Here is a 15,844-nt window from a genome sequence, read left to right as displayed (position 1 = left end):
TTTCTTTTTAATTTTTATACAAGAAATAAACAGATGATTAATGCACTGAATCCCAACACAAAGAAAAACAGATAAAAACCGAGACTTCCATTCTGTAGTCTTCGCGCCGGAACTGTCAATAACTCGACCAAGCCTCCGAAGCTTTTCAGTATATTTTTTAATGCTCTTTCTACTATACTTTCAAAGAAGCCGGCTAAAGCATAAAGAGGTTTTACAAATAATGCATCGTATATTTCATCAATGTAGAATTTGTTATAAGATACTTTAGCAACTCCCGAAATCTCATCATCCTCAGCAGGGACTTCAGATTTCTTTATATATTTAGAGTATGCCAATGCAATACCAACTATAGCGATGATAGTAGAAATTACCATTGTCAACACCATCTGGTCTACAGGAGCATGCTCGCTTGTAATACCCGGTAATATTGGCTCTAAGTAAGCGTTCAACCAGCTAAGCCCTCCGAAAGGAATACTGATAAGCCCTCCGAAAAATGCTAAGAAAGCCAGTACGATAAGCGGCAGAGTCATACTGCTTGGCGATTCGTGCAAATGATGTTTCTGTTCTTCTGTACCTCTAAACTCTTTGAAGAATGTAAGATATAGCAAACGGAACATATAGAATGCAGTAAGCAAAGATGCTAACGCTGCTAGAATCCATAAGAAAATATTATGCTCGAAAGCTGTCAGCATGATCTCATCTTTGGAGAAGAAACCTGCCAAAGGTGGAATACCTGCAATCGATAACGTAGAGATCAAGAACGTATAATACGTCGTCTTCATCTTATTCTTAAGCCCCCCCATCTTGCGCATATCCTGTTCGCCTCCCATAGCATGGATAACTGAACCCGAGCCAAGGAATAAGCAAGCCTTAAAGAATGCATGTGTAATCACATGAAATACTGCCACGTGGTAAGCACCCAGTCCAAGAGCCAAGAACATCAGCCCGAGCTGCGATACTGTAGAGTATGCAAGTACTTTCTTTATATCATTTTGTGTAAGAGCTATCGTTGCAGCGAATAATGCAGTTACAGCACCTACAATAGCAATCAGAGTCTGAATATCGGGAGTGAGATCAAATATAAAGTTCAATCGTGTCACCATAAATATACCTGCTGTAACCATCGTTGCAGCATGTATGAGTGCCGATACAGGAGTAGGACCTGCCATCGCATCGGGCAACCATGTATATAACGGTATCTGTGCACTTTTACCTGTAGCCCCTATAAACAATGCCAATGTGGCAACGCCCAACAATGGGTCGGGACTGGTAACAAGATCTTTTAGCGAAACATAGTCCACCGTTTTGAACATATATCCCAATGTAAAGATACCGATAAGGAAACCTAGGTCTCCGATACGATTCATCACAAAGGCTTTCTTTGCCGCATCGTTGTTTTTATGATTTCTCGACCAAAAACCGATAAGCAGATAAGAACACAAACCGACACCTTCCCAACCGATAAACATAACGAGAAGATTACTTCCCGAAACAAGTATCGTCATAAAGAAGATAAATAGGTTCAGATATGAGAAATAACGGTCTATATTTTCATCATCGTGCATATACCCCATCGAGTAGATGTGTATCAGCGTACCGATACCTGTCACAAACAACAACCATACTAGCGACAGTTGGTCGAGCGTGAAAGACAGATCTGTCGTAAACTCCCCTAATGCAATCCATTGAAACAGGTTGACATTGAAAACCTGACCTGTAGAAAGATTTTGGATGAAAAGGTAAAGAGATATTACAAAACTTATAATTACAGCTGTGGTAGCAATAATTCCGGGTAATGTGCGCCCCGTTAATTTTTTACCAACCAGTAAATTAATTGAGAAACCGATAAACGGACTAAGCAAGAGTATTAATACTAATATTGTTTCCATCCAAATTTATCCTTTTAAGTTTTTCAATTCATCAATATCTATCGTGCCTATGTTTCTGTAGATGGCAACCAAAATAGCCAATCCGACAGCCACCTCTGCCGCAGCTACGGCCAATGAGAATATCACAAACACTTGTCCGCTGGTATCCTGATGATACACAGAAAAAACAGCCAACAACATATTGGCAGAAGCCAGCATCAATTCTACCGACATCAACATAACAATCGTACTCCTACGATACAATATCCCAATTGCACCTACACAAAACAATAGTATGCAGAGGTAGATGTAATTGTCAATTCCTACTTGTTCTAATATATTATTCAGCATAGCTTAAGCTTTTTTCTCTTTTTTAGAAATAAGTACTGCCCCGATCATAGCCGTTATAAGCAATATAGCAGCAAATTCAAATGGCACTAAATACTCGTCAAGCAACACCTGACCAATAATACTTACCGACTGATAGTCTAACCCCTCGGTTTTGTATGTTTCTATCACAGGCGTAGCCTTCAGAAGCGCAGCCAACAGGACAATTCCCATCAAGCAGCTCGATATTGTAGCCGCCACACGACTGATCACTTTTTTCTTTGGCTCGTGACTTTCACTCAGGTTCATAAGCATCAGAGTAAATAGCAATAACACCATGATAGCTCCGGCATAAACCACAATATTTATAACCGATAGAAACAAAGCATTCAGCAGCAAAAAGTGCCCCGATATGGAGAAAAAACAGATAATCATATACACTGCACTATGGATAGGATTCTTAGACAATACCGTCAGAAGTCCCGTACCGAGTGTTATGGTTGCCAGAATATAAAAAATTATTGTAATCATATCATTATTTATCTCGTATCTCTATTTAATCATATTTGCGTGCTTTGGCATCCTCTACCGAAATCACGAGTTTATCTTTTCCATAGATAAAGTCTTCACGTTCTAATTTCGGCTTCACCAGAAGCTTAGACTTGGTTAAGAAAATAGCTTCTTTCGGACAAGCCTCTTCGCATATTCCGCAAAATATACAGCGTAGCATATTTATTTCATATTCCGAAGCATATTTTTCTTCACGGTACAGATGTTCTTCTCCTTTTTTACGCTCAGCAGCCACCATCGTGATTGCTTCTGCCGGACAAGACAAGGCACACAACCCGCATGCCGTACAGCGTTCGCGCCCCTGATCGTCACGCATCAATACATGCTGTCCACGATATACAGGGCTAAATTCGCGTTGTTGCTCAGGATACTGAACAGTCGCCTTCTTCTTGAAAAAGTGCTTAATTGTAATTATAAGCCCTTTTATCACAGCAGGAAAGTATATCTTTTCTGCGAAGGTCATGTTTTTATCAACAACCTCCGTCTTTCTTCCTGATAATGATATTTTTTCTATTGACATCGCTAATTTCTTATTTTCATTTAAAAATCAGGACAAAAATTCCTACCAAAATGATATTTACTATTGCCAACGGAAACAGCATTTTCCATCCCAGTTTCATCAGTTGGTCATATCTGAATCTCGGTATTGTCCAGCGCACCCACATATAGAAGAAAATGAAGAATGAAGTTTTAGCTAGAAGTGATAGTACACCCAGACCACTAGCCATATTTATACCCCAATTCTCTGTTACCCAATCTATTCCCGGATAATTGTATCCTCCAAAGAAAAGAACAGAGATAAATGCAGATGAGAAAAACATGCTCGCATATTCAGAGAACATATAGAATCCCATTCCCAACGAAGAATATTCGACATGGTGTCCGTTAACCAGCTCCGACTCACATTCTGCAAGGTCGAACGGTGTACGGTTACATTCTGCAAACGAACAAACAAGGAAAATAATAAATGTCAATGGCTGATAAATCACATTCCATTGCATACCATGCCAGCCACTTTGCTGTTGAGTGATATCTACCAGGCTCAAAGAACCTGTCATCATAATCAGCGCAATAAGAGAAAGCCCCATTGCTATTTCGTACGAAATCATCTGTGCTCCGGCACGGATACTTCCCATCAGGGAATATTTATTATTTGATGCCCATCCTCCGATTACAACACCATATACGCTTGTAGATAATACAGCTACAATATATAGAATAGCTACATTTACATCTCCGATGTAAGGTTTAACATCTCCATAGCCTGCTATAACAAATTTCTCTGCCCATGGGATCAACGCCCCCCCAAGCAAAGAGACTGTCATGGCAACAGCCGGACCGACAACAAAGAGAATCTTATTCGGCGTATTTGGCATGAGGTCTTCTTTGGCAAACAACTTAGCTCCATCGCAAAGAGGCTGTAGCAAACCAAAGATACCTGCACGGTTCGGGCCGAGACGATCTTGTAAAAAACCGGCCACCTTACGTTCTGCATAAGTAGAATACAACGCAAAAAGCATTGTGACAGCAAACACAAGAACGATAAGGATCAACTTTTCTAAAATAAGTGCAATCTCCATTATTTTATTTATTCTTTTGTTTTCTTTATAGCTTCCAACTCCTCTGCATCATAAGGAGAACCAGGCATGCTTATTTTCTTCTGATCTTCTTTACGACCTTCCAATACAAGTTCGTCTGTATTTATCTTAACCTTATGTATCGGCTCTGTATAGTTGTTTACATTGATTACAGACGGCTTCTCAAATTTGCGAGGACCTTCTATAGTCCAGTCTTCAACATTCTTATGTTCGAAACGACACTCGTTACAGATAAATTCTTCAACTTCGTGCCATTCGTCTTTGCGGGCTGTCACACGCTGAACTTTGTCGCCAAACATCCATAGTGTTACTTTTCCGGAACATTTTGTACAATGACGGTGTGCATTGAATGGTTTGTTGAACCAAACACGAGACTTGAATCGGAATGTTTTATCGGTAAGAGCTCCTACAGGACAAACATCGATCACATTGCCCGAAAAATCGTTATCGATCGCACGTTCTATATATGTAGAAATCTGAGCATGATCTCCTCTTCCCACTACTCCATGAACACGTTCAGGAGTTAATTGATCAGCCAGTTTTACACAACGGTAGCAAAGAATACAACGATTCATATGCAATTGTATGTATGGGCCTATATTTTCGGGTTCGAATGTTCTCTTTTCTTCTATATAACGCGACTTGAAGTTATTATTACCATAAGCAAGGTTCTGCAAATCGCACTCTCCCGCCTGATCGCATACCGGACAGTCGAGAGGATGGTTGATCAACAAAAATTCGGTTACAGCCTTTCGTGCCTCCAGAGCCCTTTCGGATGTAGCACTTTTCACTTCCATACCGTCCTGAACAGCTGTTACACATGACGGCTGAAGCTTAGGCATAGGACGAGGGTCTCTTTCACTGCCTTTGTTTATCTCCACCAAGCAACAACGACATTTGCCACCGCAATCTTCCAGCTTAGAGTAATAGCACATTGTAGGAGGAACACTGGCTCCGCCTATCATACGTGCCGCCTGCAACACTGTGGTTCCAGGTTCGACGTCTAAAACATGTCCATCTATTGTAATTTTCATATTGCTTTACTTCAAAAGGTGACGAACTTTTTCCATAGGCTCGTCTACAAAATGATCTCTATTTTTTATCTTTTCAGGGAAGCGTACATGGTATTCGAACTCTTCACGGAAATGGCGTATTGCTGCTGCAACCGGCCATGATGCCGCATCTCCAAGAGGACAAATCGTATTACCTTCAATCTTACTTTGTATGCTCCATAGAAGGTCGATATCTTCTTCTCTACCTTGTCCTGTTTCGATGCGATGAAGGATTTTATCCATCCATCCTGTACCTTCACGACATGGAGAACATTGTCCACAACTTTCGTGATGGAAGAAACGAGAAAAATTCCATGTATTACGAACGATACATGCTGTATCATTGTACACAATGAAACCTCCCGATCCGAGAGAAGAGCCAGTAACGAAACCTCCGTCAGCCAACGATTCATAACTGATCAAACGATCTTCACCATTTGCTGTTTTAAATATATATTGAGGAGGTAGGATCGGAACCGAACACCCACCGGGTATTACAGCCTTTAGCGGACGGTCGTCCAGCATACCACCGCAATATTCGTCTGAATTGAAAAATTCATCGACAGTCAAACCTAATTCTATTTCATATACACCCGGATTCTTAATATGACCCGAAGCCGACATCAGCTTGGTTCCTGTAGATTTACCTACACCAATTTTAGCGTATTCAGCACCACCATTGTTTATAATCCACGAAACAGTAGAAATAGACTCCACATTGTTCACCACTGTAGGCTCACCCCACAACCCGCTAACAGCAGGGAATGGCGGTTTGATACGCGGATTACCACGCTTACCTTCGAGTGATTCTATCAAGGCTGTTTCTTCTCCACAAATATATGCCCCTGCTCCGCAATGTACATACAAGTCGAGATTATAGCCTGTACCCAATATATTTTTGCCCAGCCAACCATTGGCATAAGCTTCCTTAATTGCTTTTTCTAATATCTTGAATATCCACATATATTCGCCGCGGATATAGATATATGATAAATTAGCCTCTAATGCATAACTGGAAACAATAGCACCTTCGATTAGCAAATGCGGAATATGATGCATCAAGAAGCGGTCTTTGAATGTACCCGGTTCCGATTCATCGGCATTTACAACCAAGTGGCGAGGCTTACCGGACTTCTTATCAATAAAGCTCCACTTCAAGCCCATCGGGAAACCTGCACCTCCACGACCTCTTACCCCTGAGGTTTTTACTTCTTCTACAACCTCATCGGGGGTCATAGTTTTCAGTGCTTTCTCCACAGACGCATACCCGCCATTCTTGCGATAAACTTCGTATTCCGCTATTCCCGGAATATCTAATTTCTCTAATAATACTTTTCTAGCCATCGCAATTAATATAGGTTTACTTTTCCTTGTTTACAATCTTCGATCAGTTTATCAATCTTTTCTTTGTTAAGATTTTCATGATAGTTGTCTCCCAACTGAAGCATAGGACCGTATCCGCATGCTCCAAGGCACTCTACTCCTACTACACTGAACATCCCGTCAGGTGTTATTTCGCCGGGTTTAACACCCAGTTTCTGACAGGTATATTCCATTAAGTTTTCGCCACCACGCAAGCCACAACAAGCAGTACGGCAAAACTCAAACATATATTTAGCTACCGGTTTCTGATTGAACATCGAATAAAATGTTACTACTTCATAAACTTCGATAGGTGTAATCTCCAATATCTCGGCTACTTTATCCATCAGTTCGAGGCTCAGCCAATTGTCATGAGCATCCTGTACGGCATGAAGCACGGGTAGTAAAGCAGATTTCTTTTTATCGGCAGGGTAATGGCTCAACAATTCATTGATACGGGCCATCAGGCTCTCCGACATATTTATTACTTGTGTATATTCTTTAGTTTCCATTGACATGATTATGCATCTAATTCTCCGGCAATAACATTAATACTTGAAAGCGTGGCAACAGCATCCGAAAACATCCCGCCTTTTATCATTTCAGGGAACGCCTGATAATAGATAAAGCATGGTCTGCGGAAGTGCACCCTGAAAGGAGCTCGTGAGCCATCGGTAATAAGATAAATACCCAATTCTCCATTAGCACCTTCTACGGCATGATATACTTCAGCTATAGGAACAGGAACTTCACCCATCACGATCTTGAAGTGTTGGATAAGCTGCTCCATCCGTGTATACACTTCTTCTTTTGGAGGAAGGTAATAGTCAGGCACATCTGCATGGAAGCTACCATCAGGCATATTATCGCGAGCCTGACGAATTATGCTCAAGCTTTCTTTTATCTCTGCTGCACGCACACACCAACGATCATACGTATCGCCGGATGAACCTACAGGTACTTTAAAATCAAAATCTTGGTATGAACTATATGGATTCGCTACACGCACGTCGTAATCGACACCGGCAGCACGCAAGTTAGGCCCTGTAAACCCATAGTTTATTGCCTTTTCGGCTGATATCGCACCTACACCAACGATACGATCCATAAAGATACGGTTGCGGATAAACAGTCTCTCGAGCTGATCCCATGCTTTTGGGAAGCCTTCGATAAACTCATCTAACTTACGCCATGCGGCTTCGCTCCAGTCTCTTTCGAATCCGCCGATACGCCCCATGTTTGTAGTCAAACGTGCACCGCAGATTTCTTCATAGATCTCGTATGCCAACTCTCTGTATTGCATTACATACAAGAAAGGAGTATACGCACCAAGGTCGACCCCCAAGATAGAGTTACATATCAGGTGATCGGTAATACGTGCCAGCTCCATAACGATAACACGCATATATTGCGCACGTTTAGGAACTTCTACACCAAGTGACTTTTCTACAGTCATCCACCATGCCATATTATTCAGAGGGGCAGAACAATAGTTAAGACGATCGGTCAGGGTTGTAATCTGATAGAAAGTGCGGTGTTCTGCAATCTTCTCAAATGCACGGTGAATATAACCGATAGTGGTATCCGCATCCAAAATGCGCTCGCCATCCATCAGCAATATATTTTGAAACACACCATGGGTAGAAGGGTGAGTTGGCCCGAAGTTAAGAACGGACAACTCTTTATCATCCCCAAAGGCTTGTTCTTTTATCATTTTCGCAAAGCGATGTTCCGGATTTATTAGTTGATCTGACATTTCCTTACTTTGCTATTTAGTTTGTTCATAATTATTGGGAGTTCTACCAAAGAAGCGGTCATCCTTATCCGTACGTCCTGCATCCTCGAGAGGATGATCTTTACGCATCGGAAACGATACCATTCCCTCATCATTAAGTATACGCTTAAGATTGGGATGTCCTTTGAAAATTACCCCGTAAAAATCATAAGTCTCGCGTTCCATCCAATTGGCTGCGGCAAAAACGTCCACTACAGATTCAACATACGGTCTGTCTCCATCAAGAAACGTTTTCACACGTACACGCACATTGTCAATCCAGTTGTGGAGCAAATAAACAACAGCAAACTGAGCCTTCTTGTCATTATCAGGATAATGCACCCCACATAAGTCTGTCAAGAAGTTGAAACGCAGAGTTTCATCATCTTTCATAAAACGGATTACTTCTTTGATTACCGCCGGAGGAGCTTCGAAAGTAAAAATATCCCGTTCCATTCTGAAATTCATCACTTCCGTTCCGAATTTCTCGCTCATCTTATTTTCAATAACTGTAGTATCGAGAGCCATTATTCAAATTTATATGATTCAAGAAGCTCCTGATATCTTTCCGAGCCTCTACGAAGAATAGATTCATGTTTTACTAACTCCTGCAATTGCATTACACCATCCAATATCTGTTCAGGACGTGGAGGGCATCCGGGAACATATACATCGACCGGAATTACCTTATCGATACCTTGCAAAACCGAATATGTATCGAAGATACCTCCCGAAGAAGCACATGCACCTACTGCAATCACCCATTTAGGTTCTGCCATTTGTTCATATACATGGCGAAGGATAGGAGCCATCTTTTTAGATATAGTCCCCATTACCATTAACATATCTGCCTGACGTGGCGAAAAGCTGTTACGCTCTGCCCCAAAACGTCCCATATCGTACGTAGCAGCCATTGTAGCCATAAACTCAATCCCGCAACAGGATGTAGCAAATGGCAAAGGCCATAGAGAATTGGCACGAGCCAAACCTATGACGTAGTCAAATTTTGTAGCAAAAAACCCATGCCCCCTATATCCATCCGGAGCAGGTACTACATTTATATTAGAAGAATTGCTCATACTTGTTTAATTTTTATCTCTCCCAATCCAAAGCCTTACGTTTGGCTTCGTACAAGAAACCTACCACAATAATTCCGATAAAGATTCCCATCTTGCCAAATCCTTCCCAACTAAGCTCTTTAAAGTTTACAGCCCATGGGTACATAAAAACGATCTCGATGTCGAAAAGAACAAACAAGATCGCAACAAGGAAATATTTAACAGGGAACGGAGAACGAGCATCGCCTATAGGATCGAGACCACACTCAAAATTTGCATTTTTCCGTGCACTCCTACGACTTGGACCTAACATCTTAGAAATAAATACCGTAGCAAATACAAATATCGCAGAAAACACGATTTGCATCAGAATAGGTATAAAATCATATATACTTGAATTCATATCCTTAATTTTAACACACTTTGTTTTTACAGATTACAAAGATACTCTATTTATTTCTCAAAAAAGAACAAAATGACTCATATATTTTATCAATAAGTCAATAAACAAATGGCATCAGAAGCCAAAATGCAGCATTTTGTCAAGTGCAGTTTGCAATATTGTCTTTATAGAAAAACATTATTATTGTGAAAAGAATAACATCAATTTAAGAAATAAATTTTTAACATTTAAGACTATTTTAGATCTATTTTATATGTAGGTTTTCATTTGCGAAAATGATTTATTCAAAGCAACAACTCCCATTGCGCTATATACAGAGAGATTGCTTCGATGAGTGCTGCGCAAAGATAGATATAGAGACAATATCAGACAGTTTTCCATAAACAAAAAAAATGTTATAAGACATAGCCATTTTTTAACATAATTAATATTTTATTTCATACATTTACATAATTTATGATCTATCAACATCTCAATAACCAAACAATGAAGACAACTTACTTATTAGCTATAATGCTATGTTTTATTTTTCTGTTTCATGTTCAGGAAAGTCATTCTCAGTCTAAGTATGGCAATGCAACTATGGATGAGCTGAATATGACCGTATACCCGGAAGACACAACAGCCTCGGCAGTTATCCTACTCAAAAAAGGGGACTTAAGGTTTATCTTTAGCGAACTGTATGGATTTCAGTTTGAATACGCCATACAAGTTAAAATAAAAATCTTGAAGACAGATGGTCTTGATTGGTGTAACCAAGAAATCTCATACTATGAAACCAATAGATCAACGAAAGAGCAAATCAATGGCTTATCGGGCACAACATATAATCTTGAAGATGGAAAAATCACAAAAACAAAACTTGCGAAGGAATTCATTACCGACGAGGACATTGACAACACATTGAAAGTAAAGAAATTTTCTATGCCTGCAGCAAAGGTGGGGTCTGTGATTGAGTATAAATATACAATCGTATCCGACTACTATTATAACTTAAGAGACTTCCGATTCCAAGAGTCTATCCCTATTGCTTATGTGAACTTCGAGGCTAAAATTCCGGAATACTTCCGATACAACATCAACTATCAAGGATATGCCAACTTAAAGTCTAGCAAAGAGCCGGACAATGAATCTTTCCATATAAGATATAAAGACGACTACGGACGTTTACAAGCAACGACTGTAAGATGTAATGCAGAAACATTGAAAAGCGAAGGCTTCAATATTCCGGCAATGAAGAAAGAAGCATATCTGTGGACTATAAATGATTATATAACACAAGTATCTTTTGAGCTAAAAAGCATACAGATGCCCTACTCCATGACCGAAAATAAATCTAGTTCATGGGAGTCTATAGATAAAGATATCCTTTCTAGTCCTCTTGGAAGCAACATGAAAAAGGCTGATCTGTTTAAAGAAGAAATAGCTAAAGGAGAGACGACCTTTAAACGGGCAAAAGAAATACAGGATATGGTTAAATATCGGGTGAAATGGAATGACAAGAGAGCTATCGTTCCGGGTAACCTAAAAGATGCTCTTAAAGAAGGAATAGGCAGCAGTGCTGATGTAAACTACTTACTCATAAATGCTCTAAAAGCAGGAGGATTCGACGCATTCCCTGTTATACTTAGTACCAGAACAAACGGAAGATTACCAATATCCCACCCTAGTATAACTGCATTTAATTATGTAATTACAGCACTGAAGATAGATTCACTTATGTACTATACCGATGCGTCTGCTAAGTATGGAGACTGGAACTTACTACCTGAAAAGTGTATGGTACCTCAGGCACGTATAATGAGTGAGAGTGGCGGTAGATGGGTTAATCTTAGCAACGTTTCGAATGGCTCGGTATTAAAAACAGCAAAATTCACATTCAATGATTCCAAATATATAGGAACCATAATAGATACCCGAAAAGGTAATGCCGCCTATGACATGAAAGTATCCTATTATAACCACAAAAACAAGGAAGACTTCATTGAATCATTAGCAAAGAGGACAAATTGTAAGATCGACAGTTTTTCAGTTTCGGCTATCGATGATACTTCAGCTCCTATAAAGATGGAATATACACAGGTTGCGGACGCCAGCTTAGGGGATGATTTCTTATATATCAATCCAATGATGGAAAAACATATTTCCGAAAATCCTTTTCAAAGAGAGAAAAGAGAATATCCTGTAGAATTCGATTATTTGACAAATTACCTCCAAGTTGTAGATATAGAAATACCTGAAGGGTATGTAGTAGACGAGTTGCCTCAGGCTGCAAAATTAGTATTAAATGATAATGATATCGTTTTGACATATCGTCTGGCTCAGACCGGAAATGCAATTAAGCTACACTATCAATTCCAATTAAAGAAATTAACGTTCTTGCCAGAAGAATACGAGTCACTAAAAGACTTTTATGCCAAAATTGTAGCTAAAAACAGTGAGCAGATCGTTCTGAAAAAGGCCTCTGCTATTTAAAATGCTTATCTTAATATGAATATCAGATATATATTTGCATGTGTTCTCTTATTTGTTCTATCCCAAACGCAAGCCTATGGGCAATTTGTTATACAAAAGGTTGATAGTTTGCGAGAGAACGCATGCGCCATCGTAGATAATTATTCTGCAGTATTTAGTCAAACTGATTTGAATAATGCAACACTGTCAGTGAATAAGGTAATAACTATCCTAAATGAACAGGGAGAGGAATATGGTTATTTCAATGAAACGTATGATAAATTCAGGGAGTTGAAAGATTTCTCGGGCGTAATAAAAAATGTGTCGGGGACAGTAGTCAAGAAGATAGGAAAAAAAGACTTAATATCTTCATCCTTATCTGAACATTTGAGTACCGACGACTACTCTATGTTCTATGAATATAAGAACCCTACATACCCTTATACTATAGAGTATACCTATCAGGAAAAATGGAAAAACGGTATTTTATACTACCCTCCTTTCATACCTATCAATGGAAGTCTGTTATCGCTAAAACAAGCTAGCTATAAGATTGAACTCCCAACAGGAATGAATCTTCGCTATTATTCTAATTATTCTTGTAATATTAAAGATGAAACTGTCGGTAATAAGCATATATATTCGCTATCACTCGAAAACATGAAAGCTATCGACAGGGAACCTTATGCTCCTCCATTTCGCGAAATTATCCCAAAAGTATTATTAATGCCAAATGATTTCTGCTATGATTCAACCTGTGGCAATTTGTCTAACTGGGAAAATCATGGCAAATGGATGTCAAGCTTGTTAACCGGGAAAGATATTCTTCCTGCCGATTTTGTGGTTAAAATCAAAGATCTCACAAAAGATGCAAAAAACGATAGAGAAAAGGTGGCCATTCTTTATCAATATCTACAGAATAACACAAGATATGTCAGTATACAATTGGGCATAGGAGGCTATCAGCCTATCGATGCAACATCTGTAAGTAAAAGTGGATTTGGCGACTGTAAGGGCTTAACCAATTTAATGATGGCCATGCTAAAAGCCGTTGATATACCTTCCAATTACAGCATAGTAAGTATGAGAGAGAAGGATATACTACCTGATTTTCCTAACTTTAATCAGTTTGACCATGTTATTCTGCTGGTACCTTTCAAGAACGACAGTATCTGGCTGGAATGTACAAGCCAAAAGCTTCCTTTTGGATATATACATGATAAAATTGCAGGCCATAATAGTCTTATTATAACGAATGAAGGAGGCAAAATGTGCCGTTTACCCGAATATAAAGACGATCAAAATTATCAAGTATCAAAGCTAGATATAGATATATCAGAAAACGGAATGGCAAAAGGCAAAATGCAGTTTACTGAACATTTGCATTTGTACGACAAGTTTTTTTATTGGATGACATCTAAAGACAGAGAAAAAGAGATGAACTACATCAATACGAATGTGAATATGCCAAAAATAAAGATTTCACAAATCGAAGTCTCTGAAGACAGGTCGTCGCTACCATCATGTACATTATCTGCAAATTTCGAAGCTGAAGACTTTGTGAATAAAACCGGAATGCGATTATTTGCATCTGTATGCCCTTTGAGAAAAGGTAATTATAATATATTCACATCTTCTATACGGAAACAGGATATCGTAATAGAAAATGGATATTCTGATTCTGATTCTATCACATTCAATATCCCTGAAACATATACGATCGAGTCATTGCCTAAAGATATTTCAATAGAAACTCCGTTTGGGAAGTTAAAGACACAATGCAAGGTGGAAGATCGTAAAATTATATATATACAGAATATAGATATTTTTACAGGAAAGTATGACAAATCGAGCTACAACGAAATCAAATCTTTTTTCTCTGAAATAAATTCAGCAATAAAGAGAAAACTCGTATTAAAGAAGATCTGATAAAATAAGAATAAGTTAATTCTAAAAAATAAAGCCGGAAGTTATTAGATAGCTTCCGGCTTTATCTTTTAATAACACATTTTAGCACACCGATTCTGTTTAACAAATGCTCTATACTTGCCTAGGGCAGAGAATATATGGCAATATCAAATCAGCCAGCATATCTTAGGCATATCATTATCTAAAATCGTTCTTTTATCGTGCATTGCATCAATACGAAACAAAAAAAGAGTGGAGATATACTCCACTCTTTCCTATTCTTATATTTTCGTTAGCCGAAATTATTCAGCAAAGAAGATAGCAACACGGTTCCATGCATTTTCTGCATATGGTTGTTCTGTGTCACCTTTCCATTCAACTTTAACGCGGTTGCTATTGATGTTGTATTTGTTGATCAACGCATTAGCAACATTTTTAGCACGTTTTTCAGAAAGTTTCATGTTGATAGAAGCTGTACCAGTTTTCTTATCAGCATAACCTACAATCTTAACATTTTTGCTAGGATTATCTTGTAGATATTTAGCTGTGTTGTAGATGCTAACTTCTTGGTTTTTGTCAATAACTGCACTACCAAGACGGAAGAATACTACGTTAGAAACGAAGTTCTTAACCTCAGCTGGTTTAACTTCTGGACATTTTGGACAATCTGGACATTTTGGAGCTTCAACTTTTCTGTTTTTCAAAGCTTCATTTTCTTGACGCAGTTTGTTGATTTGACCGTTTAGATCATCAAGAAGACCTTGATCCATCAACAACGCTTCAGAGAAGTCATTTTTCTTACCGATTTTGAAGTTAAATCCTACGAATGCAGATAGCATGCCATCCCATTCGAAATCTCCACCACCCATACGGTCGAAAGACTCTTGAACCATGTTTCCAGCTATTTCCACGAATAGAGAAGCTCTGTTAGACAGACGGAAATTGTTGATAATACCGGCATTCCATGTAGCAGAGTTGTTCTTGATAGATTTCCAATCTTCGTCAAATCCATGAACAAATCCTATACCAACATAAGGTATAAAGCTGTAGAAGCGATTTTCGTTATAATGTCCCAAATAGTTAGAAACATTAAATAATAGGTCAACGTTAGCACCTAAATAATGAGGGTGATTCATAACTGTTGCTCCTTGATTAAATGTGTGGTAACCACCACCATTAAATTTCAAACGTGCTCCGAAATAAGGATTATACCATTTACCTACGAAAACAGTTGGAGCCAGGTTAAGGCGGTTAGTGAATTTAGCATCATTTGCGTTATCATTAAGATACATTGTTGCTCCACCACCAATTCCTACGAACCAGTTATCCCAAAAACCGTTACGCGCAAAAGTTGCATTGCGACCAACTTTAGTACTAAATCCGCTATCTTGAGCAGAAATAGCCATAGCCGCAAAAACTAAAACTAAAAGTAAACTTACTTTTTTCATAATCAATCTTTTAAATTATAAT

General features: G+C 38.9%; 15 protein-coding genes. 2 read left to right on the top strand and 13 right to left on the bottom strand.

The annotated features are described in order from the left end of the window. Positions 1 to 14: 14 nt before the first annotated feature. From nuoL to PKC55_RS00865, 12 genes are read right to left on the bottom strand one after another with little or no spacing between them, the layout of a single operon-like run. Positions 15 to 1,889 (bottom strand): NADH-quinone oxidoreductase subunit L, encoded by a 1,875-nt coding sequence (nuoL, locus tag PKC55_RS00920; RefSeq protein WP_324371453.1) that lies wholly within the window; start codon positions 1,887 to 1,889, stop codon positions 15 to 17. Between the two features lie 6 nt (positions 1,890 to 1,895). After that, the gene (gene nuoK, locus PKC55_RS00915) at positions 1,896 to 2,219 is read right to left on the bottom strand and encodes an NADH-quinone oxidoreductase subunit NuoK (RefSeq protein WP_252638624.1); all 324 of its coding nucleotides are present in this window, start codon (positions 2,217 to 2,219) and stop codon (positions 1,896 to 1,898) included. Between the two features lie 3 nt (positions 2,220 to 2,222). After that, positions 2,223 to 2,726 (bottom strand): NADH-quinone oxidoreductase subunit J family protein, encoded by a 504-nt coding sequence (locus PKC55_RS00910; RefSeq protein WP_135104843.1) that lies wholly within the window; start codon positions 2,724 to 2,726, stop codon positions 2,223 to 2,225. Positions 2,727 to 2,751: 25 nt separating this feature from the next. Beyond that, on the bottom strand, positions 2,752 to 3,285 hold the full coding sequence (locus PKC55_RS00905) for a NuoI/complex I 23 kDa subunit family protein (protein WP_006843257.1): 534 nt from the start codon (positions 3,283 to 3,285) through the stop codon (positions 2,752 to 2,754). Positions 3,286 to 3,301: 16 nt separating this feature from the next. Then, positions 3,302 to 4,345, bottom strand: a complete 1,044-nt coding sequence (gene nuoH / locus PKC55_RS00900) for an NADH-quinone oxidoreductase subunit NuoH (protein ID WP_324371449.1) — start codon at positions 4,343 to 4,345, stop codon at positions 3,302 to 3,304. A gap of 8 nt (positions 4,346 to 4,353) precedes the next feature. Continuing rightward, on the bottom strand, positions 4,354 to 5,397 hold the full coding sequence (locus PKC55_RS00895) for an NADH-quinone oxidoreductase subunit G (RefSeq protein ID WP_135104841.1): 1,044 nt from the start codon (positions 5,395 to 5,397) through the stop codon (positions 4,354 to 4,356). A 6-nt stretch (positions 5,398 to 5,403) separates the two neighbouring features. Then, positions 5,404 to 6,759, bottom strand: a complete 1,356-nt coding sequence (nuoF, locus tag PKC55_RS00890; protein ID WP_135104840.1) for an NADH-quinone oxidoreductase subunit NuoF — start codon at positions 6,757 to 6,759, stop codon at positions 5,404 to 5,406. Positions 6,760 to 6,764: 5 nt separating this feature from the next. Beyond that, a complete protein-coding gene (locus PKC55_RS00885) occupies positions 6,765 to 7,289 on the bottom strand; it encodes an NADH-quinone oxidoreductase subunit NuoE family protein (protein WP_291128319.1) in 525 nt (174 codons plus the stop codon). Positions 7,290 to 7,297: 8 nt separating this feature from the next. Continuing rightward, positions 7,298 to 8,533, bottom strand: a complete 1,236-nt coding sequence (locus PKC55_RS00880) for an NADH-quinone oxidoreductase subunit D (RefSeq protein ID WP_291128322.1) — start codon at positions 8,531 to 8,533, stop codon at positions 7,298 to 7,300. 12 nt (positions 8,534 to 8,545) lie between these two features. After that, positions 8,546 to 9,079, bottom strand: a complete 534-nt coding sequence (locus PKC55_RS00875) for an NADH-quinone oxidoreductase subunit C (protein WP_291128323.1) — start codon at positions 9,077 to 9,079, stop codon at positions 8,546 to 8,548. Then, entirely contained in the window at positions 9,079 to 9,630 is a 552-nt protein-coding gene (locus tag PKC55_RS00870) for an NADH-quinone oxidoreductase subunit B (protein ID WP_006843264.1), read from the bottom strand. Before PKC55_RS00870 ends, PKC55_RS00875 begins: the two co-directional genes overlap by 1 nt. A gap of 13 nt (positions 9,631 to 9,643) precedes the next feature. Next, positions 9,644 to 10,012, bottom strand: a complete 369-nt coding sequence (locus tag PKC55_RS00865; protein WP_291128326.1) for an NADH-quinone oxidoreductase subunit A — start codon at positions 10,010 to 10,012, stop codon at positions 9,644 to 9,646. 486 nt (positions 10,013 to 10,498) lie between these two features. On the opposite strand from PKC55_RS00865, the gene PKC55_RS00860 reads away from it, so the two are divergent. Then, positions 10,499 to 12,487: a DUF3858 domain-containing protein gene (locus PKC55_RS00860; RefSeq protein ID WP_228093805.1), complete on the top strand. Its 1,989-nt coding sequence runs from the start codon at positions 10,499 to 10,501 to the stop codon at positions 12,485 to 12,487. 15 nt (positions 12,488 to 12,502) lie between these two features. Further along, positions 12,503 to 14,395 carry a DUF3858 domain-containing protein gene (locus PKC55_RS00855; protein ID WP_291128329.1) on the top strand — a complete coding sequence of 631 codons (1,893 nt, stop codon included), beginning with the start codon at positions 12,503 to 12,505 and terminating at the stop codon, positions 14,393 to 14,395. 281 nt (positions 14,396 to 14,676) lie between these two features. Here the strand turns inward: PKC55_RS00855 and PKC55_RS00850 are convergent, their stop codons facing one another. Then, positions 14,677 to 15,822, bottom strand: a complete 1,146-nt coding sequence (locus PKC55_RS00850; RefSeq protein ID WP_291128332.1) for an OmpA family protein — start codon at positions 15,820 to 15,822, stop codon at positions 14,677 to 14,679. Positions 15,823 to 15,844: the final 22 nt, after the last annotated feature.

Origin of the sequence: Dysgonomonas sp., from assembly GCF_035323175.1 — a bacterium.
Classification (GTDB): Bacteria; Bacteroidota; Bacteroidia; order Bacteroidales; family Dysgonomonadaceae; genus Dysgonomonas.
This window is presented reverse-complemented; position numbering and strand designations above follow the sequence as displayed.

Excerpts from the sequence above, each read along its gene's own strand:
- PKC55_RS00870 (WP_006843264.1), bottom strand. The coding sequence starts at position 9,630 with ATGAGCAATTCTTCTAATATAAATGTAGTACCTGCTCCGGATGGATAT.
- nuoL (WP_324371453.1), bottom strand. The coding sequence starts at position 1,889 with ATGGAAACAATATTAGTATTAATACTCTTGCTTAGTCCGTTTATCGGT.
- PKC55_RS00910 (WP_135104843.1), bottom strand. The coding sequence starts at position 2,726 with ATGATTACAATAATTTTTTATATTCTGGCAACCATAACACTCGGTACG.
- PKC55_RS00860 (WP_228093805.1), top strand. The coding sequence starts at position 10,499 with ATGAAGACAACTTACTTATTAGCTATAATGCTATGTTTTATTTTTCTG.
- PKC55_RS00905 (WP_006843257.1), bottom strand. The coding sequence starts at position 3,285 with ATGTCAATAGAAAAAATATCATTATCAGGAAGAAAGACGGAGGTTGTT.
- nuoF (WP_135104840.1), bottom strand. The coding sequence starts at position 6,759 with ATGGCTAGAAAAGTATTATTAGAGAAATTAGATATTCCGGGAATAGCG.
- PKC55_RS00850 (WP_291128332.1), bottom strand. The coding sequence starts at position 15,822 with ATGAAAAAAGTAAGTTTACTTTTAGTTTTAGTTTTTGCGGCTATGGCT.
- PKC55_RS00895 (WP_135104841.1), bottom strand. The coding sequence starts at position 5,397 with ATGAAAATTACAATAGATGGACATGTTTTAGACGTCGAACCTGGAACC.
- PKC55_RS00885 (WP_291128319.1), bottom strand. The coding sequence starts at position 7,289 with ATGGAAACTAAAGAATATACACAAGTAATAAATATGTCGGAGAGCCTG.
- nuoH (WP_324371449.1), bottom strand. The coding sequence starts at position 4,345 with ATGGAGATTGCACTTATTTTAGAAAAGTTGATCCTTATCGTTCTTGTG.
- PKC55_RS00880 (WP_291128322.1), bottom strand. The coding sequence starts at position 8,533 with ATGTCAGATCAACTAATAAATCCGGAACATCGCTTTGCGAAAATGATA.
- nuoK (WP_252638624.1), bottom strand. The coding sequence starts at position 2,219 with ATGCTGAATAATATATTAGAACAAGTAGGAATTGACAATTACATCTAC.
- PKC55_RS00855 (WP_291128329.1), top strand. The coding sequence starts at position 12,503 with ATGAATATCAGATATATATTTGCATGTGTTCTCTTATTTGTTCTATCC.
- PKC55_RS00865 (WP_291128326.1), bottom strand. The coding sequence starts at position 10,012 with ATGAATTCAAGTATATATGATTTTATACCTATTCTGATGCAAATCGTG.
- PKC55_RS00875 (WP_291128323.1), bottom strand. The coding sequence starts at position 9,079 with ATGGCTCTCGATACTACAGTTATTGAAAATAAGATGAGCGAGAAATTC.